This window comes from Ammoniphilus soli (assembly GCF_040813775.1).
Genome location: NZ_JBEGDL010000008.1, coordinates 50,042 through 73,877, shown reverse-complemented (window position 1 = coordinate 73,877; position 23,836 = coordinate 50,042). Strand labels below are relative to the sequence as shown.

The following is a 23,836-nucleotide window of genomic DNA, read 5'->3' as shown; positions in this document are numbered from 1 at the left end:
TCCAAATTTAATTGGAGAGAAAGTCCAACTATCTAATCCAACGTACTTCCAGCATTGACGAATAAAGAAAAAAAGTATAATTACCACCGTTAAGAGGTAATTATACTTTTGGCTAAATGTCACCCTCACAGTCTATAAAGTAACTTCACTTTTAATAGCTTCACCTAATTCATTAATATCAATGATAGCTTGATATACATGTTCTTCAAGTATGGCAAAAGGGAGATGGTGAATCGTCCGCTCAGGTGCACAAGCTTTTTGTGCCGCTAGGCGGAGATCCTCTTCACTGAGGTTTTTCATCCCCAAGTCCTTTAATGATATGGGAAGATTAATCTTCTGATAAAATCTCATAAAATCAATGATTTCTTGATCTTTTTTTCCTTCCAGTTTGAATTGGCACAAAAGTCCATAAGCGACAAGTTCCCCATGAAAGGCATCCTTCATTTCGGGAATAACAGTCATTCCATAATGAATGGCGTGAGCTCCTGATGAAGCGCATGTGTGCCTTCCCAGTCCTCCAACCAAACCGCCCAAGAGAATATTGGCATCGATGACTTGACGAAGGGATTCGCTTGTTTCTCCTTTTTCACAATCGCGAATGGCCTGTTCACTGAACTCAAATAGCAAATCACGTATTAATTCAGCGATCTTTAAGCCGACTTTGGTCATCGCATTTTGAACCTTTCCTTCATTGAGGGGCATGGCTTCATACCATTTGACCAGGGTATCACCAATACCCGCAGATAGATAGCGCATAGGAGCATCTCGTATGATATCCGGATCGACAAGTACGGCAACGGGGGAGTGGTCAAATGGCTCTACTCGCACAAATACATGTTCTGGTGTATAAATGATAGATTGTGCGGCTGACGCAGCGCAGGTAGAAGCTAAAGTGGAGATGTTCAAAACGGGCAGATTCAAGCGATTGGCTACAAGTTTGGCCGTATCGACGCATTGTCCTCCGCCGACTCCGACGATGACATCAACAGAGGACGGAACTTGAGACAGAACCCGCTGCACTTCTTGATCAGAACAATGCCCCTCGAAAAATTCCAGGGTATAATCTAAACCGCTTTCACTTAAGCTCTTTGTAAATGGGGCACTGACTTTCGACCAAGCGGTAGGACCACTAAGGACAAAAGGGGTTGTTCCAAACTTTTCAACCCATTCCCCAGCTTTATCAATAATCCCTTTTTCTTGAATATAATTGGAAGGATAGGCTTTAGCGACATGCATTTTTATCACCTCTATTATTTGTTTTTGTCTTTGGCCAAAAGATATATTTTAGATATATCAGAGAAGCGGAAAAGATAAAGCCCTGTTCAATTTTAAACCGTTATTCATCTCTTTTGTTATATTTGTAAGACAATCAATATCTGGATTGTATATCAGTCGCAGATTTAATTCAATACTAATAATTTAAATAATTTTGTTTTTGGTAAGTTGACATGAAGCTTTTTTGCACTTTATTATAGATATATCTTAGATATATCACAGAATGACAGAGGTTACAGATATGAGACAAGGAAAAACGCAAATCGCATATATAAGCATTAAAGAAAAAATTTTTAGCGGCGAACTGAAGCCCCTAGCAGATATTTCGGAAGAGGCATTGCAAGAGGAATTAGGCATTAGCAGGACACCGATAAGAGAAGCCCTGCAAATGTTAGAAAACGAGAAGTTTGTTTACATTTATCCTCGAAAAGGAATGATTGTTTCTGGGATTACGCCAGAGTTAATCAACCATATTTACGAAGTTCGGGAGTCGATTGAACCCTTCGTCGCTAAGGCCGTGTGTGAAAAAATACCGGAAGATTGGTTGTTGAAAATGAGGAGGAATTTCACGGATGAACCTCCTATGGCTACCCCTGAGGAAAGAAAAATATACTTTACGAACCTGGACGGGGAACTTCATCACAAGATTATCTATACGCATGATAACACGTTCATCCACAATATATGGAACAATGTAATGGATCATACCCGAAGGATTATGATTTACACTTCAACAGTAAATGAAAAATATAATGTATCGATACCGGAACACATTGGAATTATCGATGCGTTTTTAGAGAGAGATGCCGAACAAGTAGAAAGGCTAGTTAGGGAGCACATCATGAATGCAAGAAGGAACTCGATCCAAGTCCTATATGGTTTAGGAGTCTCTTATTGAGCAATGGTGCAACGGTTGGAAAAATCTGTAATCTAGGGAGAGGATAGCATGAATCAGCATCACATCGAGGAAATAAAAAAAATAGTTTCAACCGGAACGGTATTTACAGATGAATCCGATCGGTACAGTTATTCTTTTGATGCTTCATTCGGCACCTATTTGCCGGATGTCGTCATTCAGACAAGGGAAGTGGAGGAGCTTGCCAAGTTAGTAAAGTTCGCTAATAAAGAGAAAATACCTATTTATCCAAGAGGTCAGTCCACTTCCTTGAGCGGTGGACCCCTGCCTGTAAAAGGGGGAATCGTTCTTGATTTGTCTGTCATGAATCAAGTGCTGGAAGTGGATGAGGAAGATTTAGTTGTCGTCGTTTCCCCTGGCGTATTGACTTCTGAAATACATAAAGCAGCAGAAAAAAAAGGATTGATGTATCCGCCTGATCCTAGCAGTTCTCACGTTTCAACAATAGGAGGAAACCTTGCGGAAAATTCCGGAGGGCCTCGCGGATTGAAATATGGCGTTACCAAAGACTATGTAATCGGTTTGGAAGTGATCACTCCGGAGGGCGAAATCATTCGTACAGGCGGTAGAACGGTCAAGAACGTGACGGGATATGATTTGACGAAGTTAATTGTGGGATCAGAAGGGACGTTAGGGATTATTACGAAAGCCATCCTGCGATTAATTCCGAAACCGCCAGCTTCCGAAACATTAATGGCCATATTTAACAGTCTAGTTGATGCCGGAAGTGCGATTTCAAAGATTTTATCTTCAGGAATCCTCCCAGCTAAGATGGAGCTTATGGATCAGGCTTCGATTGTCGCTGTTGAAAATTATGAGCCTTCCAATCTGCCGAGAGACGCTGAAGCCATTATTTTAATAGAATTGGATGGGCATCCCGCAGCTGTAAAGGATGAGATAGAAAAGGTAGCTTCACTGTGTAAATCGGTAGGTGCAAGAGAGGTAAGAATTCCGCAAACCGCGAAGGAACAATCGGATATATGGAAAGCAAGAAAGCTCGTGTCTCCGGCCATTGTGCGAATTAAGCCAACGAAGATTTCGGAAGATGCTACGGTTCCTCGCAGCCAGATACCGGAAATGTGCCGCAGGCTGCAGCAAATTAAAGAAAAATACAATCTGCATCTCGTTGTTTTCGGGCATGCAGGGGATGGGAACCTCCACCCGAATATTATTGCAGACAAAAGCGATAAGGAAGAAATGGAACGGGTTGAATTAGCCGTAGCCGAAATCTTTGAGGCCGCTGTCCAGCTAGGGGGGACATTATCCGGAGAGCATGGAATTGGTACGATGAAAGCGCCCTTTATGGAGATGGAATTGGGGGCCGTTGGATTGGATATGATGAAGCGCATCAAACAGGTTTGGGATCCCAATAACATCATGAATCCCGGGAAGATCTTTCCTGAAAAAGGCCAAAAGTTGGTGTTGAAGTGATGGAAAACCGATTAATGGAATTACAAAAAGAATTAAAATATGAGAAAACGAATAACTGTGTTCAATGCGGATATTGCTTACCTGTTTGTCCTACCTATGCGACCATGGGAAAGGAAACCCATTCTCCTCGGGGAAGAATCAATCTCGTGAAGATGGTGGGGGAAGGACGAATTACGGATTTATCTGTACTCGAGGAGCCGCTTGATTTATGCCTGGGCTGCAGATCTTGTGAGACGGCTTGCCCGACAGGCGTGGAATATGGAGCGATCTTAGAAGCGGCACGGGCTGCGGTGACTCGTCGGAAAAAATTCAGTTACCCGGTTCAAACTCTTCGAAATACACTCTTTAAGAAGGTTTTTCCTAGCAGAATGGCGATGAAAACGCTCGGGCATGGACTATGGCTATACCAAAAAAGCGGGTTGCAAAAGTGGGCCAGAAAATCGGGCGTTTTGAATAAGCTCCCTATGAACCTGGGCCAACTGGAAGCGATTACACCAGAAGCCGTTTCTCCTTCCGAACGCAAAAAACTTCCTGCGTTCATCAAGGCCAAAAGGGAGAAGAAGTATGCGGTGGCGTTCTTTACCGGCTGTATTATGGATGCGATGTTCGCTCGCATCAATCGATTATCAGTTGAATTGTTAGCAGAAGTAGGCTGTGATGTGATAATTATTGAAAGTCAAACGTGCTGTGGAGCCCTGCATGCCCATGCTGGAGAACCAGACCAAGCGATAAATCTGGCTAAGCTGAACATCGCGGCCTTTGAGGAAGCGGATCTCGACTTCATTGTGAACAATGCGGGCGGATGCGGTGCGATGCTGCATGAATACGGTCACCTGTTGGCAGAAGATCCGGAATGGAGCGAGCGTGCACAGGCGTTTTCTGCAAAATCAAAGGATATTAGTGAAGTACTTGTCTTGTGCGGCGGTGTGAAAGTGCCTGATCATCGTTTAGAAAAAGTGACTTACCAGCGCTCTTGCCATATGACCAATGTGCAAAAAGTGACGAAAGAACCGCTGGAATTAATCCAATCCATCCCTAATATCGAATTGATAGAAATGGACCAAGCCGATATGTGCTGCGGATCAGCAGGTATTTATAATATCGTGAACTATAAAGAATCTATGCAAATCCTAGATCAGAAAATGGAGAACGTGAAAAAGACCCATTCGAATATTATTCTCACGACGAATCCAGGGTGCTTGCTTCAAATGAAGCTAGGTATTGAACGGGAAAATCTTCAGGATGAATGCAGAGCGCTGCATTTGGTGGAGTATTTGGCGGAAGCTGCAGGGATAGAGTAGGGGATCTTCATTGGGGATCTGCGGAAAGGATAAAATAACAATTTGGGAGAGTGATTCTATGAAATTAATAGCTGAAGCTTTTGAAAAACTTCACCATGTGTCTAGAGCAAGCTGACACCTTATGAGGGGCGTACATCCGCTTTGTGCTGAAAAACGGCTAGTTGGCTACTTGTGGATGTATATCCCCCGAATGAGGAAACCCTGGCTAAATATCGGGAGTGGCGAGAGCAGAAAGTGAATTGATGGAGGTAGAGCCAATTGAATAGTTAGAAAATCTCCACGTACAATAAAATTTTATGAGATTTCATAAGAAGTAGTTGGAAATTCTCCAACTAATCACGATAATGACTCCGTTTTGGATCGTTTTATCGATGATAAATGGACTTTTTCCAACTATCTCCTTATTATTTTTATTCCTTTTTAAAATAGGTGGAGCTTTTCCCATTAAGTCGTTGCGTATGGACCACCTTTTAGGACACTCTTGTGAAAAAAGCTTCCGCAAAATCGGTTTTAACTATGAAAGAGGAAATCCTCGAAATAAATCAGATACATCTAGAAAAAAGTCCTCAAATTGATGAAGGGTAACCTGGTCATCGGGTCCATAAACTCCTTTTCGGTAGTACTTTTTGTTATCACCTAATACAAAAATCTCGATGGACTGCTCGTATGGAGATATTAACCAGAATTCAGTTACCCCAAACTTCTCGTATAAGTTGAATTTTTTTAATCGATCCAATTTAGCTGTGGTTGGCGATATAATCTCTGCAATCCAATCAGGAGCACCCTTCACACCTCGATCGTGAATTTTGGATGGGTTGCAGACGATAAACAAATCCGGTTGGACAGCATTTTTGTGATGATCATAATCCTCTTCGATGTTCTCTGAAAGATAGACATCAAATGGAGCCGCAAATACTTCACATGGTTTTGCCGACATATAGTTTTCCAGAGCGGTAAGAAAACGTCGGCTGACAGTTTGATGCAATCGGGAGGGAGATGCTGAGAGATATGGAACCCCTTCGATGAGTTCCCAGCGCTCTTCCCATTCAGCAATGTCCTTTACAGTATACTGTTTGTTTGGTTCTATATTAGGCAGCGACAACGAAATCACCCCTATTCATTTTTTCTTAGTTCCTTCATTTTACCATAGGTTATAGATAACTTATAATCATAAAGTCTATTAGACATTAACAGATGAAATAGGTATGGGTGGTTTATGTTGGGAATACCGATAATTCTCAGCATTCATATAAAATGAATGAACTCACTATGGAAGGTTAGCCATGACACCGATGTCAACGACTACGATTGTAAACCGAATGGAACAAACAAAGTTACAGTCGCGTCCCTTCATGGCAACCCTCATCTTATTTTTTGGAATAGTGGCTTTTGTCTCCGCATTGCTTTCCTCGCTTAGTGAAGGAGTTGCGATCTATTACCAAATCGGACAGGATCTAGCCTTTTGGTATGCTGGAGGGGTGGCAGGGATGAAATGGATACAGATTCAAATTATGTTTCCCTGGATTTATTCAGGTTGGAGGTCCAGTCAAGGGCGGGGATAAAGAGGCAGAACAGAAATATGAAGAAATGACCCAAAGTGCTCTGTGGAAGAACCTTAAGGCTGTAAAGAACAATCAGCTTTACCTCGTCCCTTATTGGGTCATCAGCGATTACCCTATTATAAAGGATAAATCCATGTTCTTGAAAAAATGGGCTTAAACTGATGGCGATACAGGAAAGAAGAAAAGCGGTCTCTAATAGGAGACCGCTTTTTGCTTGGCTCAGGGCAAATTTGGAAACATAATTTAACAATTGATATATAAATACATGGATTTTGAGGAAGAATATTCAAAAATAATTAAGGGGTTCATTTGCATGTCGTGGCAAAGGTTGGTTGCATTATTTCCTGATCTGAAAATATGGATAGGGGCATTGTTTTCATTCCTCGTCCCTTTTTTGATATCCAGAATATCACATGTATTGCCAGCTAGAATTGGTCAAAAGCATAAAGGATTCTTACAAGGCAGGACCAAGCCGGAAAAGAATAAGAAGTTGGTTAAGAATCCTTTTGAACGAATAGCCAACCAGAAAGAATTCAAATTGACCAGACGTCTTCAAGATAACCTGGAAGTGATGAAAGAAGCGATCGGACATAGCCCTGATGTCGTATTTCGCCAGTTTAGGATCGGATATTCGGAATGGAAAGCGGCGGTTGTTTATGTTGATGGCTTAATTGATAAGGATACTCTGCACAAACATGTAATCGAGCCTCTCACCCACGATAGAGCCTTTTTGGATGGTACGATAGAACGTGCAAAAGGCAGCATTCTTGACCATATTATTACGGACACGCAAGTAAGGGAAGTAAGTGATGCAAATCTTTGTATATTAGAGGTGCTTTCTGGAAGCGCAGTTTTATTTCTGGATAGGATAGATGGGGGCCTAATCCTTGGGACAGCAGGATGGGAGAGTCGCGCTATAGATGAGCCGGTTACGGAAGCTCTTGTGCGGGGACCGCGAGACGGTTTTGTGGAGACTCTCCGCAACAATACAGCTTTGCTCCGCCGGAGAATCAAGGATCCCGACTTTACGATGGTCAACTACAAAGTAGGCCGCCGCTCCAAAAAAGATCTGGCTGTCATCTATATTAAGGGAGTTACCAATCAGGAACTGGTCGATGAGGTGAAAAGGAGAGTCGAGCGCATTGATATTGATGATGTTCCCGAGTCGGGGTATATCGAGCAGCTGATTGAAGATAACTACCTTTCTCCTTTTCCGCAGGTACAAAATACAGAACGCCCAGACCGGGTGGTAAGCGCTTTGATGGAAGGACGGGTGGCCCTTCTGTTGGATGGGACTCCCTTTGCCCTGATCGTTCCCGTTACGTTTTCCATGCTGATGACCTCGCCGGAAGACTATTATGAGCGCTGGCTGCCGGGTTCGCTGATCCGCATCATGCGTTATTTCGCGGCATTTATGGCGTTATTCCTTCCAGCGCTTTATATTTCGCTCATATCCTATCATCACGGACTGATTCCAACCAAATTGGTCCTTTCCGTTGCTTCAGGAAGGGAAGGGGTCCCCTTCCCTTCCATTATTGAAGCACTGATTATGGAAATTACCATTGAAGTCCTTCGGGAAGCGGGGATCCGCCTGCCCAAGCCGGTAGGGCAGGCCGTTGGCATTGTCGGCGGCTTGGTCATCGGCCAAGCTGCGGTTCAAGCAGGGATCGTAAGCCCGATCATGGTGATTGTAGTCGCTTTGACTGCGATTTCCTCTTTCGCCTTCCCTCAGTACGGAGCGGGAATCGCCATTCGAATGCTTCGATTTGGAATGATGCTGGCGGCTTCGGTATTGGGTATGTACGGCATTATACTGTTCTATGTCATCATAAATGTCCATCTTGTGAAGCTCAAGAGCTTTGGGGTTCATTACGCTGCCCCTTTCACTCCCTTCCGGTTAGCGGATTGGAAGGATTTGGTCATTAGAGTGCCGCTGATGATAATGAAAGAACGCCCCGAAATGAACAAAACCCAAAATCGGAAACGCCAATAGACAGGTTAAAGGAGGTCTTGCTGTGATTTCCCATCCAAAAGATCAAATCACGACGATCCAATCTGCCTTGATCGTCACCAATGTGATTATCGCAACAGGCATTATCACTCTTCCCCGGGCAGTGGCGGAAGAAGTGGGAACACCGGATGGATGGATCTCCGTGATGCTGGGCGGGCTGATCGCCTTGTTTTTCGGGTGGGTTGTCGGAAAAGTGAGCCAGAGCTTTCCCTGCCAGAGTTTTTTTCAATATAGCCAAGTGGTGGCCGGAAATTTTCTTGGAAAGCTTCATGGAATGTTTTTTGTCGGTTTCCTCCTTTTATCTGCCGGCCATCAGGCACGAATCATGGGTGAAGTCATCCGCATGTACCTGTTGGATAATACGCCGATTGAAGTGATTATTATCTCATTCATGTCTGTAGGGGTCTACTTAACCATAGGGGGAATCAATCCGATTGCGCGAATATGTGAACTGTTTTTTCTTGTGATTGCTATTCTTCTTCTTTTACTCGTTATATTCAGCTTCCGGAATTTCGAATTGGATAATCTTCGCCCTGTGCTAGGTGATGGGATCCAACCGGTATGGAAGGGAATCAAAGTCACGGCCCTTTCTTATGGCGGTTATGAGGTGATGCTTGTTCTGGCCTTTTTCATGAAAGAGCCTCAAAAGGCGGTCAAGTCCATCATGGCTGGCATCGGCATCGTGATCCCTTTATATACCTTAGTCGTTATATTGGCGATAGGCACTTTAACATTAGATGAGGTGAAGACGCTAACCTGGCCGATGATGTCGGTGGCTAAGGCCATTGAGCTGCCGGGGGGATTTTTTGAGCGCTTCGAAGCTTTTTTCGTTGTTCTTTGGGTCATGGCCATGTATACCTCTTTTGTTCCGTTTCACTACGCTGCATGTCTAGGTCTGGGGCAACTCTTCAAGAAGGATCATAATGCTTTCGCCTTTGGGTTATTGCCTTTGATTTATATCATTGCGCTATATCCGGAAAATTTGAATAGCATATTCAAGCTGGGCGAGTATATCGGATACGTATACATATTTCTTGGAGCCGTTATGCCTCTTTACTTCTGGATGATCGCGAAGATAAGGGGGAAAGGAATTGGGGAAAATTAAAAGGATTTTGGGTTGGTTATCTCTCATTTTCCTGCTTCTTGCCACCGGCTGCTGGGATCGCAAAGAGATTGAAGATACCGGAATTGTCCTTGGACTGGGTATCGACAAGCCGGAAACGATGAAAACAGAGGAACATCAGCCTAAGCGCCATAGAATTTCCTTGGTTCACCAATTCGCAGTGCCGGATCCTTTTTCTGCAAAAGAAGGAGGGGGGGCAAAGGGGAATTATGTGAATATGGTCAATGAAAGCAGTTCTATCTTTGCAGGCATTCGAGAACTGGCCACACAGTCAGAACGAGCTCCAAGCTATGAACACTTGCAAGTCCTTGTGATCAGTGAGGATATTGCCCGTTCTATCGATTTGAATGAAATCATCAACTTCCTCATGCGCAATACAGAATCCAGACGCACGATCAAGGTCGTCATTGCGAAAGGTCAATCCAGGGAGGTTTTTGAGAAGCCCCCATCGATTGAACAAATCCCTGTACTGAAATTACATGATCTGATACAGCATACCAGAAAGACATTGCGCATGGCTCCCGATCTGAATTTGGGCGATTTTTCGGAAAAAATAACAGCAAAAAGAAGTTTTGTCGTTCAGCGGGTGGTCACTTCCAAAAAGGGGGTGAAAATTTCCGGTGCTGCCATTATCAAAGGAAAAAGCGCCAAGATGGTCGGCTGGTTAGGGGAAGAAGAGACCGAAGGGCTCAATTGGTTAAGCGGCAAGGGAAAAGCAGGGCTGATCGAAGGCGTGGATCCTGAAACTGGGGAGCCCATCGTATATGAGGTCCGTGAAATGAAAAGCCAGATCAAGCCCCATGTCAGGGGTGGCAGGATCTCTTATACTGTGGAAATCTCAACGGAAGGGAAGTTAAGAGAGGACTGGGTGATACCCGGAAACGCCTTTGAGCAGGAATTTATAAAAAAAGCCGAAAAAGCAACAGAAAAGGAAATCAAGCGTTTGGCTGAGAAGGCTTTTACCAAGACTCAGAAGGATTTTAAAGTGGATGTAGCCGGCTTCGGCAAAAAACTGAGCATTCAATATCCTCAGGTGTGGAAAGACGTGAAAAAGGATTGGGATAGTGAGTTTAGCGAGGTACCCGTTGATATAAAGGTAAAGGTGCAGATTAGAGAATACGGAACGAGAGGAACGAAATCAGGATAATATGATGGCTGCCTTTTGGCAGTCTTTTTTTTATACTGTCAGAATTTATAACTGTGTTACATTATTTGGACAGCACGAGGAAAACTTGTTGACGCAGAAGAAAAGCTTGGCGTCAGCCAAGTTTTCTTGCTTATCGTTTTTGAAGTTTTTGTGGTTTCCAGTTTTATTCTGTAGGTCTGATTATAGAATGAATTCTGTGTTCATGAGCAACAGGTTTGGAAACGTTATTTTGTAAATACAACCTTAAGCATTAGGTAGAGGAGAAAAAATGATGTCAGAAGCAAAATTTGTAAGAGAGTCCCTTTCTTCGAAATCAAGCCACGTGCTTCCGCCGGACACCAACTGCCATGGCACCTTATATGGCGGGAAGCTAATGGCTCATATTGACGATGTTGCCGCTTTATCTGCGATGAAGCATTCCCAGTGTCGCGTGGTCACGGCTTCTACTGATTCAGTTGATTTCCTCCATCCGATTAAAGTGGATCAAGAGGTTTGTCTGGAAGCCTTTGTTACCTGGACACATAAAACCTCCATGGAAATATTTGTAAAGGTCATGGCGGAAAATTTATTGACGGGAGAGAGAGTCGTTTGTGCAACATCATTTTTAACCTTTGTTGCTATAGATGAAGAGGGTAAGCCCATCGAGGTTCCCTGGATTATTCCGGAAACGCACGAAGAAGCCCTCCTGCATGATTCCGCTCCAAGAAGGGCAGAAGCCCGGCGTATTCGCAGAATAGAAAGCAAGAAGCTTGCGGAGACATTGGGTACCAAAAAACTATGGGAAATGGATCTGGAAAGCTTGATTGTATGATAGATAGAACTCAGGAGTATGAACTTATGGAACATTATGATGTCGTAATCGTTGGCGGTGGGTTGGCTGGATTGTCATCGGCCGCTTATCTGTCCCATCAGGGGAAAAAAGTCATTTTACTGGAACGCGGAGTGTTGGGAGGAAGGGCGGTTACCCTGAAAATCAAGGGCTTTTCCTTTAACTTTGGCGCTCATGCCATCTATGGGCGGGATACTCCGTTTTGCATCGATTTGAAAGAGAACTGGGTCTTCAAATCGATTGGAGAGATTTTAATCCGAATAAAGCCAAATATGACATCGGAGATGAATTAACGGATGTGCCGGCCAATATTCAAGGTCTTTTTCGGACGAAAGTACTGAAAGGGACGGAAAAAATCAAGTTCTCGTTCGAGGTGCTGAAAACGATCACAAAAATGGAAAAGGGTCATCCTCATCTGTCGATTCTTCAATGGATGGCGAAAGAGGGAATAAGCGAAGAGGTAAAAGAAATGATGCTCACCCTAGCGTCCTCCAACTTTTTTACCAAGGAGCCTGAAAAGATTCCTTCGGATATCTTCTTTGCCTATTATCGGAGATTGTTTCAAACCCAAAAACCCGTTTCGTACATCGGTGGAGGCTGGCAAGCGATCATCCATGAGTTTGTAAGAATTATTCAACAGAACCAAGGGACGATTTTAAGCAAGAGCAAGGTGGAGTCCGTAACCGTAAGGGAGGAGCGCGTGGAAGCTGTACATACAAACGATCAAACCATAAGCGGTGATGAGTTTGTATTCTGCATTCCGCCGGGTGAATTGGCAAAAGTGTTTCAAGGAACACGGCTTTCTCATCCCATGATGTATTATGCCAATTTTCATCCCAGTGTGGTCTTTGTCTATGATATTGGCCTCAGTAAACGCTTGGATTTGCCTTACACCTATATTTATGACAAAAACAACCAGATTTTCATTACCGATATTTCTTATTACGATGAAACATGCGTCCCGGATGGCGGGCAGCTTCTTCAAGCGACGGCCTACTTGCGGCAGGAGGATTTGGGCAATAAGGACGTGCTGCAAGGCTATAAGCAGAAAATCGAGGCTTTGTATGATAAACACTTTATGGGGTGGAGAGAAGCATTGGTCGTTCCCCGGATTTCTCAGCGTGCCATCGTTCAAGAATTGAAGTGGACGATGAACCAAAAACCGATGCCCCTATGCTTTCCGGATTATCATAATCTTTATTTCGCCGGAGATTGGTGTGAAGGGCAAGGTCAATTATCTGAGTTGTCTTTCTCAAGCTCTTACAGGGTTACTCAATTAATTGGCGAAAAGAAAGAATCTGTTAGGGATCATCTGGTACTGATATAAATTATTAATGGAGACCAAGAGGAGGAAGAAACATGAGCTTAAAAACTTTGGAAATGAAGAAAGAGAAAGTAGAAGTCAAAGAGCAGTTGAATGTATTTGAAAGGACGCAGCAGGTTATTGAAACCGCTCTTGAAAGTATGGGGTACGGACAAGAAATGCATGAATTGCTGAAGGAACCTCTTCGATTATTGACTGTGCGCATTCCAGTAAGGATGGATGACGGTTCGGTCAAGGTCTTCACGGGGTATCGGGCCCAGCATAATGATGCGGTAGGTCCTACGAAAGGCGGAATTCGCTTTCATCCTGATGTAACCGAAGAAGAAGTCAAAGCGCTCTCCATGTGGATGAGCATTAAATGCGGACTTACCGATCTTCCGTATGGAGGGGGAAAAGGCGGCATCCAATGCGATCCGCGATCGATGTCTTTCCGTGAATTGGAACGCTTGAGCCGCGGCTATGTCCGCGCCGTCAGTCAGCTTGTCGGACCCACGAAGGATATTCCAGCCCCGGATGTTTTTACGAATTCCCAAATCATGGCTTGGATGATGGATGAGTACAGCCGCATCCGCGAATTTGATTCGCCGGGCTTTATCACGGGAAAGCCATTGGTCCTAGGGGGGTCTGCCGGGAGGGAATCCTCGACAGCTAAAGGAGTTACAATCGTCATGAGAGAAGCGGCTAAAGTGGCTGGAATCTCCATTGAGGGTGCAAGGGTGATCATCCAAGGTTTCGGAAATGCAGGCAGCTTCCTTGCCAAGTTCCTTCATGATGCGGGAGCGAAGGTGGTGGGCATATCGGATGCCTATGGTGCCCTATATGATGCGGATGGGCTGGATATTGACTATCTGTTGGATAAACGGGATTCTTTCGGCACGGTTACGACTCTTTTTAACGATCGAATTTCGAACCAAGAACTATTGGTTCAAGAGTGTGATATTCTTGTGCCTGCTGCGATTGAAAATCAAATTACAGAAGAAAATGCCTCTGAGATTAAAGCGAGGATTCTGGTTGAGGCAGCCAATGGGCCTACGACATTAAAAGCTACGGAAATTTTGACTCAAAGAGGAGTCTTGATTGTTCCTGATGTATTGGCCAGTGCAGGAGGAGTGATTGTATCTTACTTCGAGTGGGTCCAAAACAATCAGGGGTATTATTGGTCAGAGCAAGAAGTGGAAGAAAAACTAGAGAAGATTTTGATTTCCTCTTTCTCGAATGTCTATCGGACAGCAGCAGAAAGGAAAGTAGATATGAGGCTGTCCGCTTACATGGTCGGCTTAAGGCGGTTGGCCGAAGCGGTGAAATGGAGAGGGTGGGTATAATTTCATAGGCCATGCCCAAAACAAAGAGGTACCTCGCAAAGGTACCTCTTTGTTTAATGAGACTCTGAATGCACTTGTTTCGCTTCATGATAGAGAACTTGGATGAATTTTTTTGTATTGATGCGAGCAAGGGAAGTAGACGATGGGGAGCTATTCTCCAATTCCGTCATCCTTTTCCTTACGCATGAAAAATCAAAAAATCTTGAAGCGTAATTTTCAAACTTCCAATTGGAAAAATCAGTGAGACCAAGGGAAGCCAAATGAGTCAAGGATTGGTAGATAGCCCGGCGGACCCGTTGTTCAGAGGCTTTGACTTCTTTTTTTAATACGGTCTCTGCTGCTGATTTTCCAAGTCTTTTTTGAGCCAAATTCAAAAAAATCTCTTTAAGGGCAGGAACTCCTTTATTTAAGGTCTGTACTTGTTCATATTGATACAAATAATCCAACATATCCAGCAAATCTTTACTTCCGCTTTCACCGGCAATCCCCAATTCGGATAAAAGAAAATGCCCGGAAGCCCTTATCGATTTTTCGTTCGAAGGCTTTTGTTGCCGATCCAGCGGGTGATCCAAATTAAGCACGGTTTTTAGCGATTTGTGAATATCTTGTATCGATTTTTCCAATTGAATTCGTTCGATCACTTTCCGAATGATGGTCAACACTTCGCCCCTGTTGATCGGTTTGGTTATATAGTATTCAATGCCGAGTGAATAGGCTTCGCAAACCAGTTCCTTCGATTCCACTTGAGAAATCATGATGATTTTTCCGTTAAATGACGGTTTGATTTGACGAATCGTTTCGATCCCGTCTTGTATGGGCATGAGCAGATCGATCAATAAAATATCTATGTTTTTGAAATTCAGCATTTGTGCATCCAGCAATGAGCCGTCTTCGGCTTCCCCTGCCACTTCCCCAAGATCCTCGTCTTCGATGATTTGGGCTAACATCGAGCGAACGGCTTCGTCGTCGTCCGTAATATAAAAAAGCATCGAATCACCCTTTTTCCATTAAATGACTAATCGGCAGCCGAATCGTGAAAATCGATCCTGTTCCTCCCTGTCCATCCATCACCGCAATGTCACCCTCCAGCTGTTCCACCATTTCTTTGGTATAGGACAGTCCGATGCCTGTCGATGGATTGCCGGAAAGATCATATTTGGAAGTATATCCAGGCTTGAAAATTAAATGTTTATACTTCGGTGCAATACCGGGGCCATCATCGCCTATTCGGAATTCAACCGAATCAAGAATTCTTTTGATACCGATTGCAATGTTTCCGGTATGTTTGATGGCTTCTACTGCGTTTGCGACGATATTATTGAAGATCGACAGAATGATGAAAGCATGGTAGGGAGGATGAGTCCCTTCTATGGTAGACACAAATTGAATGTCTTTACCCAGTAAGCGGGCATATTTCTCGTTTGTACGCACGATGATGTCAACCAGTTGATGCATGTCCATATAATCCGCAGTGCTTTCGTCGGAAATGAGCTTGGATAGCCCGGCAAAAATCCGCTGGTTATCTTTTTTAATTTCATGGACTTCCCCGGCAATTTCCAATGCCTCTCTACGGTATTCCTCGATCGGTAAGGCACTGTGCTCATGTTTCAAACGGCTTAATTTTCTGTATAAATCATATGATTTTTTTGTGATGGTTTCCGCATTTTGTAATGTCTTTTTCAAATGGATCGATTCTTCGAATAAATTGGAGATCAGCATCAGCATGTGTTCATTTTGTTTTCTGATTTGTCTCTCCCGGGATTGAGCTTCATACAGTTTCATCAAACTGAAAAAGCTAATCACCATAAAACTGTGGGAGAACGCGATAATGATAATTTGCTTCAGTGCTGCTAAAGTAATGATGGGCTTAAATACGAAAAACTGCGTCATTAACTCGACCAAGTCAGACACGATTTCGATGGCAACGCCAATCCCCCCGATGACCAAAGGGCGCTTGTCAAAGCGGTTGAGATTTGTCCAATAAACAAGTAAAGAAAAAGTGAAATAATAGAAAAAACTTGAATAGTGGACTTGAAATGAGGATATCCAACTAAAGTCGTACTGAGTGAACAAGTCTAATAGAATACGAAATCCTACAACGAATGCCCCCGTCAAAAAACCAGGGATGACACACGGAATTTTTCGAAACAACAGCAAAAAAAAGAAAAAGGTGGGTGCACCAAAACTGACCCGGAAGGTTTCATTGAATGGATAAAAATTCAATTCGCCAGCCAATGGAACGGTAAACATCATCAGAACAAGAATATAGATGTCTTTTTTTAATATAGGACAGATGTTCAAGAATGTCACTTCCTAATTTTGTTTGAAAATGAGTAATTCATGATTATTTATATTTAAACCATCCTAGAGGGAAATGTCAAAAAATTATTTTTTTACGTTTTTTTGTTGTTTTTTGTTTCATTCTGTAGATCGACCATAAAATCAATAATAGATTCAGGAATCAGAAATGAAAGCGTTTTTTCAGATCGGACTTAAAAGATTTAATTCAAGAGAGGGAAGGGTAGAAGCTTATGCTTAAAGATTTGATAGAAGAGGATCAGGATCAAAGGGATCATCCGAGGATGGATGGCTTGGAGGAATGGGTGACGCATTTCCGTTCTTTTTCTGCTGAAGGACGGTGTGCAACGTATATTCCTGCTTTGGGAGAAGCTGATCCTGCACAATTGGGCGTTTGCATCATAGGACCTGATGGAAAAGCCATAAAATCAGGTGATTGGAACGTTCCCTTTACCATGCAAAGTATCTCAAAAGTGATTAGCTTTATCGCGGCATGCTTGCATCGCGGAGTTTCTTACGTGATGGAGCGTGTGGATGTAGAGCCGACGGGGGATGCCTTCAACTCGATTATCCGCCTGGAAATGCATAAGCCGGGGAAGCCGTTTAATCCCATGATCAATGCCGGAGCGATCACCGTAGCTTCCCTTCTTCCGGGAGAATCGCCGGAAAAAAAGATGGAATCGGTGTACGCATTAGTCGAAAAAATGACAGGAAAGTATCCAGCTATTAAAGAGGAAGTGTTTCAGTCGGAATGGCAAACCGCTCATCGCAACAGAGCCTTGGCTCACTATTTAAAGGAGTCTGGGTTTTTGGAATCCGAGGTGGAGGAAGCTTTAGAAGTGTATTTGAGGCTATGTTCAATTGAAGTAAACACAGAAGACATTGCCTTGATGGGACTGTTTCTTGCCCATGACGGATTTCATCCGATTCGCAAAGAGCAGATCCTGCCCAAACAAGTGGCTCGAATAACCAAAGCCTTAATGCTGACTTGCGGGATGTACAATGCTTCCGGGAAATTTGCTGCTTTTGTTGGAATTCCAGCTAAAAGCGGAGTGTCTGGCGGGATTATGGGAGCCGTTCCTTCAGGGAGAAAATTTCCTTTCCAAGATGGATGCGGCATTGGAATCTATGGGCCGGCTATTGATGAATATGGCAACAGTCTGACGGGGACTAGGCTATTGGAACATATCGTGCAGGAATGGGACCTGAGTATTTTTTAAAAGGCATTATGGACTGTAGGTTGAGCCGATTCTCATGAACATAGAAAAGGGGGTGAATTGATTTAATTTTGTGAAAACGGATACAGAAAAGATAGGCTTAAAAAATCATCGTGAGAGGTGAAGGGAATGGTTGGATTGCTGGAAAAGTTGGTTTCTGTAGGGAATGAAATCTTATGGACCTATGTACTCATTGCCTTGCTCATTATTCTTGGTCTTTATTTCACTGTAAAAACCAAATTTGTTCAGCTGCGCTATCTTGGCGAAATGATACGGTTGCTGGGAGATGGCGTGGGGGATTCGGTAAACGGCGAAAAGGGGGTTTCTGCTTTTGGAGCTTTTGCCCTTAGTACAGCCTCACGTGTCGGGACGGGCAATTTAGCGGGTGTATCGTTGGCCATCTCCATTGGCGGTCCGGGAGCTGTTTTTTGGATGTGGCTGATTGCTCTCATCGGGTCTGCTTCTGCGTTTGTAGAGGCTACGCTAGCACAAGTTTATAAGATTAAAGATCAAGGAGGCTTCCGCGGCGGCCCGGCTTATTATATGGAAAAAGGGCTGAATAAGCGGTGGATGGGAGTTATATTTGCCTTTCTGATTACAGTTTGTTTCGGACTTGTCTTTAATGCCGTACAAGCGAATACGATTACTCTTGCAGTCGAAAATGCGTATGGGATCGATCGGCTGGTGACCGGTATTCTGCTTGCAGCGGCAACGGCTTATATCATTTTCGGAGGATTAAAAAGAATCGTTACCATTTCGGAATGGTTAGTACCTATCATGGCCGGAGGGTATATTTTGATTGCCGGATATGTTATGATCATCAATTTCTCTGAGATTCCTGCGGCGCTGATCCTCATTTTGAAAAGCGCATTTGGTTTGGAACAAGCTTTTGGAGGCGGAATCGGTGCTGCCATGCTGATGGGAATCAAAAGAGGTCTTTTTTCCAATGAAGCGGGCATGGGAAGTGCGCCGAACGCAGCGGCTACTGCAAATGTGAGCCATCCTGTCAAGCAAGGGCTGATCCAAGCTTTGGGCGTATTTGTAGATACTCTTTTAATTTGCAGTTCTACAGCATTCATTGTTTTGCTGTCAGGAGCCTATGAGACAGAAGGGTTGGAAGGCATTCAACTTCTTCAAGCCGCTTTAAGCTCGCAAGTCGGTTCCTGGACTATCAGCTTTGTTGCTATTGCTGTGCTGCTTTTTGCTTTCACTTCCGTGGTTGGAAATTATTATTACGGACAAACCAATATCGAATTCATTAATTCCAATAAAAAATGGGTCTTTATTTACCGCTTGGCTGTTGTGGGCATGGTTTTGTTCGGCTCCATCGCTAAGGTTTCTATCGTATGGGATATGGCTGACTTGTTTATGGCGCTCATGGCGATAACGAACCTGATTGCCATACTTTTACTGGGGAAAATCGCATTTGCAGCATTAGAAGACTACCGTCAGCAAAAGAAGCAAGGAATAGATCCGATATTCCATGCAAACCGCATAGCGGGCTTACAGAATGCCGAATGTTGGGAAACCGATGAGGAAGCGAAGAAGAAAGAGCGATTAGCCTAGGAATATCCGGTTTCTATGTAGGAGGGTAAAGGAATATATTAACGATTTGGCCTTAAGATCAATTATGATTTTAGGGTCTTTTTTTTTATTTGAGATAATTAAAAGGATCTGGACCCATGGCAGAAGAGATAGGTGGAGAAACGACACTTATAACCTAAAGTAGACAGGAAAAAGATGAAATTGTGGGAGAATGGTCAATTAATTCGGCTCAACCCCTTGATTCTGGACGTTCAAGTGCGATTAGTTGACGATATTCCATCTATTTGAAGTAAAAATTAAAGATAGGGAGGTTTAGTTGGAGGATTTCCACCTACACGTCCTGAGGTGGGGCTGGACGTTTTGCAATTAAATTTTGTCAACATCCTTCGTGACGAAATCCAATTTTCATTTTGTTGTACAAGCTATTGTAAGCGTTTATATTTAAATTATCAATTGAAACACATTAAAAGATGTCAACAATACAACGAATCTTAAAGGGGGATTATGAAATGGATGGAGCAGTATTAAAGAAAAATGAGTCCACAGCCGGTTTTCGTGTCCGCGTCCAAAAGTTCGGTCGATTCTTAAGCGGTATGGTGATGCCGAACATCGGCGCTTTCATCGCTTGGGGATTTATCACCGCTTTGTTTATTCCTACAGGCTGGTGGCCAAATGAACAGCTGGCCCAGTTGGTAGGACCGATGATTACGTACCTGTTACCCTTACTGATCGGCTATACCGGGGGGAAAATGGTTTATGATGTGCGTGGCGGAGTCGTTGGAGCTGTTGCTACGATGGGGGTTATAGTGGGATCTGAAATTCCCATGTTTCTTGGGGCCATGATGATGGGACCTCTGGGCGGATGGGCCATAAAGCAGTTTGATAAAGCCATTGAAGGAAAAGTTCGTTCTGGGTTTGAGATGCTAGTCAATAATTTCTCAGCTGGAATCGTTGGCGGAATATTGACATTATTAGCGCTTAATGCCATTGGCCCTGTGGTTCAAAGCTTAAGCCAAGCCCTGGCTTCGGGAGTGCAAGCGATTGTAAACGCGGGATTGCTTCCTTTGGTAAGTATCTTTATTGAACCCGCAAAAGTGCTGTTTTTAAATAATGCGATAAACCATGGGATTTTGAGCCCCATTGGGATAGATCAGGCTGCAAAAGCGGGCCAATCCATCTTCTTTTTGCTCGAAACCAATCCAGGGCCTGGTCTCGGAATATTATTAGCCTATTGGTTTGCGGGTAAAGGTGCCGCTAAGCAGTCTGCTCCTGGTGCCACTATCATTCACTTTTTCGGAGGCATTCACGAAATTTATTTTCCTTATATCATGATGAATCCCAGATTGATTTTGGCTGTAATTGGCGGAGGGATGACAGGAGTCTTTACATTTACGCTTTTCAATGCAGGGTTAGTTGCTCCTCCTTCTCCTGGCAGCGTTTTTGCTTTGAGTGCGATGGCTCCCAAAGGGGGACTGATTCCAGTACTGACCGGTATCGTTTCGGCAGCGGCGGCATCCTTCTTCATTGCTTCCTTCTTGCTTAAATTAAGCAACCAAGTAACGGATGAAGAAGATTTGGAGAAAGCACAAAATCAAGTGAACCAATTGAAGGGCAAAAATGCAGCTGTTGCGACTGTGCCATCTGTACCCTCCGTGCAGGTAAATAAAGTGGTATTTGCCTGTGATGCGGGAATGGGCTCAAGCGCTATGGGCGCTTCCATTCTTCGCAAAAAGTTTAAAGATGCCGGTTTAGCAGACATTACGGTCATCAATACCGCCATCAGCGAAATTCCTCAAGATGCGGATATTGTCATCACGCAAAAAACATTGACTGACCGCGCCAAAGCGAAGCTTCCCCAAGCAGAGCATATATCCATTGATAATTTCCTGGGGAGTCCGAAGTATGATGAGCTCGTAAACCGTTTAGCATAATGGATATCACGCGCCAAATATCCCAAATCTGGCGTGAATAACCTCTTTAGGGAGAGAGAAAATGACAGTTTCCCCAAGGCAACGCATCATTCTCGATATCTTATTGCGCGAACAAGAGGGCATTACCATCGGCAAGATCGCTGATGAAGTTGAGGTCAGTACAAGAACCGTGCATCGGGAACTTCATGATCTAGAAGATCTGTTGGAAAAATACAGCTTACAGCTGGTGAAAAAGTCAGGCATCGGCATTCAAATTCAAGGTGATGTGGAGAAAAAGGAAGAACTTCGCTTATCCTTATATAATTTAACCACATTGGAATTTACTCCAGAGGAGAGGAAAAAATTAATTGTTTGTACACTTTTGGAATCTAAAGATCCGGTAAAATTGGTGTCTTTAGCTCATGATTTAAAAGTTACGACAGCGACAATTAGCCACGATTTGGATGAAATTGATGATTGGCTGAGACATTTCGATTTAACCCTGATCCGCAGAAGAGGATACGGAGTGGAGCTTGAAGGTCCCGAATCGGGAAAGCGGAAAATCATGAGCACCTTAATTACGGAAAACTTGAGCGAATTGGAACTGCTTGGAATCGTTAAGGAAAATCTTCAAGGAAAGTCGCTTAAAAATATAAACTCTGTATCCGAGCGCTTGCTGGGCCTCATTGAAAAAGAAAAATTAATTATGGTTGAAAATGCTTTGCGGAACCTTGACAATGACCTATCGTATCCGCTGGCGGATAGCGCCTATATCGGTCTGGTGATTCACCTTGCTCTGGCGATCGAACGAATTGAAAAGGGAGAAAAGATCATATTCGATGAAGCTTATTTGAAAGAGCTGGCGGATACGCAAGAATACCGCATTGCTGAACGCATACTTGAAAGAATCAAAAGCATATTCCAAATTGATGTTCCGGTCGCGGAAATTGGATATATTACCATGCATTTGCGGGGAGCCAAATTGAGGAACTCTTCAGGTGAATGGATAGAGTCGCACAATGTGGAGCTCATGGCAAAAATCAAGAAATTGATTGAGTATACCGAAGAGAAGTTAAATGTGCAATTGAAGGATGACGAATCCTTGCCTCATGGGTTGCTTACGCATATGGAACCGGCCATTTTCCGAATTCAGCGGAACATGAAAATCAGGAATCCGCTGCTTGAGGAAATCAAGAACGATTATGGCGAACTGTATGGGATCCTTCGGGAAGCGGTACAAAAGGTATTCCCTCAGCTGAATGTTCCGGATGAAGAAGTTGGTTATCTTACGATGCATTTCGGCGCTTCCATAGAACGAACTCGTCATCAGAATCAGAAATACCGTACGCTAATCGTTTGCTCCAGCGGAATAGGTTCATCGAAAATTTTAGCCACAAGAATGAAAAAGGAGTTCTCGGAGATTGAGAGTTTAAAAAATGTGTCGCTGTTCGAAATCGACCACATTCCGAAAAACGAATATGATCTCATCGTTTCTACAATACCTTTACCGATTCATCGAAATGAATACATTTTGGTTAGTCCGCTGTTAACCAAAGAAGATATCCAGAAGATTAGACTTTTTATTCGAAGCATGAAGCTTTCCGCCTTCAAGAAGCAGAAGCGCACTGTGATGAAAGAGGCCCATACGGATCAGGTCATTCAGGAGTTGCAATCCATGCAATCGTATTTGAGTCATGCGATTGACCTTTTGAAGGGATTTCATTTCCAGGAAGTGAATAATGTTCAACAGGACTTGAAGGATACATTACTGAGCATTTGTGAAATATTGCACCAGAAGCAAGTGATACGAAACAAAGAAATCGTGCTTAATCAGCTATTGGAGCGCGAAAAGCTGGGCGGACTTGGCATCCCGGGTACCGGACTGGCATTGTTCCACAGCCGTAACGATGAGGTGATAAAGGTATCCTTCAGCACCTATTCTTTAAAACATCCCCTGTTTATCAGATCAATGAATGATCAGGAAATGGAAGTCAACCATATCCTTATGCTTTTGGGGCCTAAAATAATTACAAAAGAAGGACTGGAAGTCTTAAGTGAAATTAGTTCGCTATTAATCGAAGAAGAAACGGTTGATGTCTTAAAATCCAAAAACGAAGACAGCATTTCAGATTACTTTTCTGCTAAATTGCAAGAATTTACTCAAAACAAAATGAAGGAGAGATCACAATGATCCAATCTGTTATTACGAAAAACAAAATCCTTTTGAATGCATCAGTGTCCAACAAAAGAGAAGCCATTGAATTAGCAGGCAAGTTGCTTGTCGAGGACGGGCATGTTTCCCAAGAATATATCGGAAAAATGTTTGAACGTGAAGAAGCCTTAACGACCTATATAGGAAACGGAGTTGCTATCCCGCATGGTACGGAGGAATCCAAGAAGTGGATTAAATCTTCAGGGATATCCATCCTCCAAATTCCGAATGGAGTGGATTTCGGAAATGGAAATACCGCTTATTTAGTGATTGGGATCGCAGGTGCAGGGAATGACCATCTGGATATTTTATCCAACATTGCGATTGCTTGCTCTGAGGAAGAAAATGTAAAAAGAATTGTGCAAGCGACCTCTGAAGAGGAAATCGCAGAGATTTTTGAAAGGGGGATTTAA

At 43.4% G+C, this 23,836-nt stretch carries 17 protein-coding genes and 2 pseudogenes; 15 read left to right on the top strand and 4 right to left on the bottom strand.

Annotation, left to right across the window (positions count from 1 at the left end; all coding sequences use genetic code 11):
* Positions 1 to 132: 132 nt before the first annotated feature.
* Positions 133 to 1,236: an iron-containing alcohol dehydrogenase family protein gene (locus ABLT31_RS16825; protein WP_367753649.1), complete on the bottom strand. Its 1,104-nt coding sequence runs from the start codon at positions 1,234 to 1,236 to the stop codon at positions 133 to 135.
* Between the two features lie 280 nt (positions 1,237 to 1,516).
* Here ABLT31_RS16825 and ABLT31_RS16820 point away from each other — a divergent pair, with 280 nt between their 5' ends.
* The 3 genes from ABLT31_RS16820 to ABLT31_RS16810 are packed head-to-tail and all read left to right on the top strand — an operon-like array spanning position 1,517 to position 4,923.
* Positions 1,517 to 2,173 (top strand): GntR family transcriptional regulator, encoded by a 657-nt coding sequence (locus tag ABLT31_RS16820; protein ID WP_367753647.1) that lies wholly within the window; start codon positions 1,517 to 1,519, stop codon positions 2,171 to 2,173.
* A gap of 48 nt (positions 2,174 to 2,221) precedes the next feature.
* Positions 2,222 to 3,622, top strand: a complete 1,401-nt coding sequence (locus ABLT31_RS16815) for an FAD-binding oxidoreductase (protein WP_367753645.1) — start codon at positions 2,222 to 2,224, stop codon at positions 3,620 to 3,622.
* Positions 3,622 to 4,923 carry a (Fe-S)-binding protein gene (locus ABLT31_RS16810; protein WP_367753954.1) on the top strand — a complete coding sequence of 434 codons (1,302 nt, stop codon included), beginning with the start codon at positions 3,622 to 3,624 and terminating at the stop codon, positions 4,921 to 4,923. The genes ABLT31_RS16815 and ABLT31_RS16810 overlap by 1 nt, the downstream gene beginning before the upstream one ends.
* A 514-nt stretch (positions 4,924 to 5,437) precedes the next feature.
* Here ABLT31_RS16810 and ABLT31_RS16805 read toward each other — a convergent pair.
* Positions 5,438 to 6,025 carry a Uma2 family endonuclease gene (locus tag ABLT31_RS16805; protein WP_367753643.1) on the bottom strand — a complete coding sequence of 196 codons (588 nt, stop codon included), beginning with the start codon at positions 6,023 to 6,025 and terminating at the stop codon, positions 5,438 to 5,440.
* A gap of 283 nt (positions 6,026 to 6,308) precedes the next feature.
* On the opposite strand from ABLT31_RS16805, the pseudogene ABLT31_RS16800 reads away from it, so the two are divergent.
* From ABLT31_RS16800 to ABLT31_RS16770, 7 genes and pseudogenes are all read left to right on the top strand, one after another.
* Positions 6,309 to 6,449, top strand: a pseudogene (locus ABLT31_RS16800) (ferrichrome ABC transporter permease); the annotation flags it as partial.
* Positions 6,450 to 6,798: 349 nt separating this feature from the next.
* Positions 6,799 to 8,478 carry a spore germination protein gene (locus ABLT31_RS16795; RefSeq protein WP_462976505.1) on the top strand — a complete coding sequence of 560 codons (1,680 nt, stop codon included), beginning with the start codon at positions 6,799 to 6,801 and terminating at the stop codon, positions 8,476 to 8,478.
* Between the two features lie 22 nt (positions 8,479 to 8,500).
* On the top strand, positions 8,501 to 9,601 hold the full coding sequence (locus ABLT31_RS16790) for a GerAB/ArcD/ProY family transporter (protein ID WP_367753641.1): 1,101 nt from the start codon (positions 8,501 to 8,503) through the stop codon (positions 9,599 to 9,601).
* Entirely contained in the window at positions 9,588 to 10,766 is a 1,179-nt protein-coding gene (locus ABLT31_RS16785; protein ID WP_367753639.1) for a Ger(x)C family spore germination protein, read from the top strand. Before ABLT31_RS16790 ends, ABLT31_RS16785 begins: the two co-directional genes overlap by 14 nt.
* Positions 10,767 to 11,037: 271 nt before the next feature.
* A complete protein-coding gene (locus ABLT31_RS16780; RefSeq protein ID WP_367753637.1) occupies positions 11,038 to 11,577 on the top strand; it encodes an acyl-CoA thioesterase in 540 nt (179 codons plus the stop codon).
* Between the two features lie 26 nt (positions 11,578 to 11,603).
* A pseudogene (locus ABLT31_RS16775) lies at positions 11,604 to 12,922 on the top strand (phytoene desaturase family protein).
* A 53-nt stretch (positions 12,923 to 12,975) separates the two neighbouring features.
* Positions 12,976 to 14,241 (top strand): Glu/Leu/Phe/Val family dehydrogenase, encoded by a 1,266-nt coding sequence (locus tag ABLT31_RS16770; RefSeq protein ID WP_462976509.1) that lies wholly within the window; start codon positions 12,976 to 12,978, stop codon positions 14,239 to 14,241.
* 53 nt (positions 14,242 to 14,294) lie between these two features.
* Here ABLT31_RS16770 and ABLT31_RS16765 read toward each other — a convergent pair whose 3' ends face one another.
* A complete protein-coding gene (locus ABLT31_RS16765; RefSeq protein ID WP_367753633.1) occupies positions 14,295 to 15,230 on the bottom strand; it encodes a DNA-binding domain-containing protein in 936 nt (311 codons plus the stop codon).
* Between the two features lie 4 nt (positions 15,231 to 15,234).
* Positions 15,235 to 16,551: an ATP-binding protein gene (locus tag ABLT31_RS16760; RefSeq protein ID WP_367753631.1), complete on the bottom strand. Its 1,317-nt coding sequence runs from the start codon at positions 16,549 to 16,551 to the stop codon at positions 15,235 to 15,237.
* Positions 16,552 to 16,772: 221 nt separating this feature from the next.
* On the opposite strand from ABLT31_RS16760, the gene ABLT31_RS16755 reads away from it, so the two are divergent.
* The 5 genes from ABLT31_RS16755 to ABLT31_RS16735 all read left to right on the top strand — a co-directional run bounded on the left by ABLT31_RS16755 (position 16,773) and on the right by ABLT31_RS16735 (position 23,836).
* Entirely contained in the window at positions 16,773 to 17,759 is a 987-nt protein-coding gene (locus ABLT31_RS16755) for a glutaminase (protein ID WP_367753629.1), read from the top strand.
* Between the two features lie 126 nt (positions 17,760 to 17,885).
* Positions 17,886 to 19,322: an alanine/glycine:cation symporter family protein gene (locus ABLT31_RS16750; protein ID WP_367753627.1), complete on the top strand. Its 1,437-nt coding sequence runs from the start codon at positions 17,886 to 17,888 to the stop codon at positions 19,320 to 19,322.
* Positions 19,323 to 19,810: 488 nt separating this feature from the next.
* Positions 19,811 to 21,232 carry a PTS mannitol transporter subunit IICB gene (locus ABLT31_RS16745; protein ID WP_367753625.1) on the top strand — a complete coding sequence of 474 codons (1,422 nt, stop codon included), beginning with the start codon at positions 19,811 to 19,813 and terminating at the stop codon, positions 21,230 to 21,232.
* Positions 21,233 to 21,293: 61 nt separating this feature from the next.
* Positions 21,294 to 23,402, top strand: coding sequence for a BglG family transcription antiterminator (locus tag ABLT31_RS16740; RefSeq protein WP_367753623.1), 2,109 nt, complete (start codon positions 21,294 to 21,296; stop codon positions 23,400 to 23,402).
* Entirely contained in the window at positions 23,399 to 23,836 is a 438-nt protein-coding gene (locus ABLT31_RS16735) for a PTS sugar transporter subunit IIA (RefSeq protein WP_367753621.1), read from the top strand. The genes ABLT31_RS16740 and ABLT31_RS16735 overlap by 4 nt, the downstream gene beginning before the upstream one ends.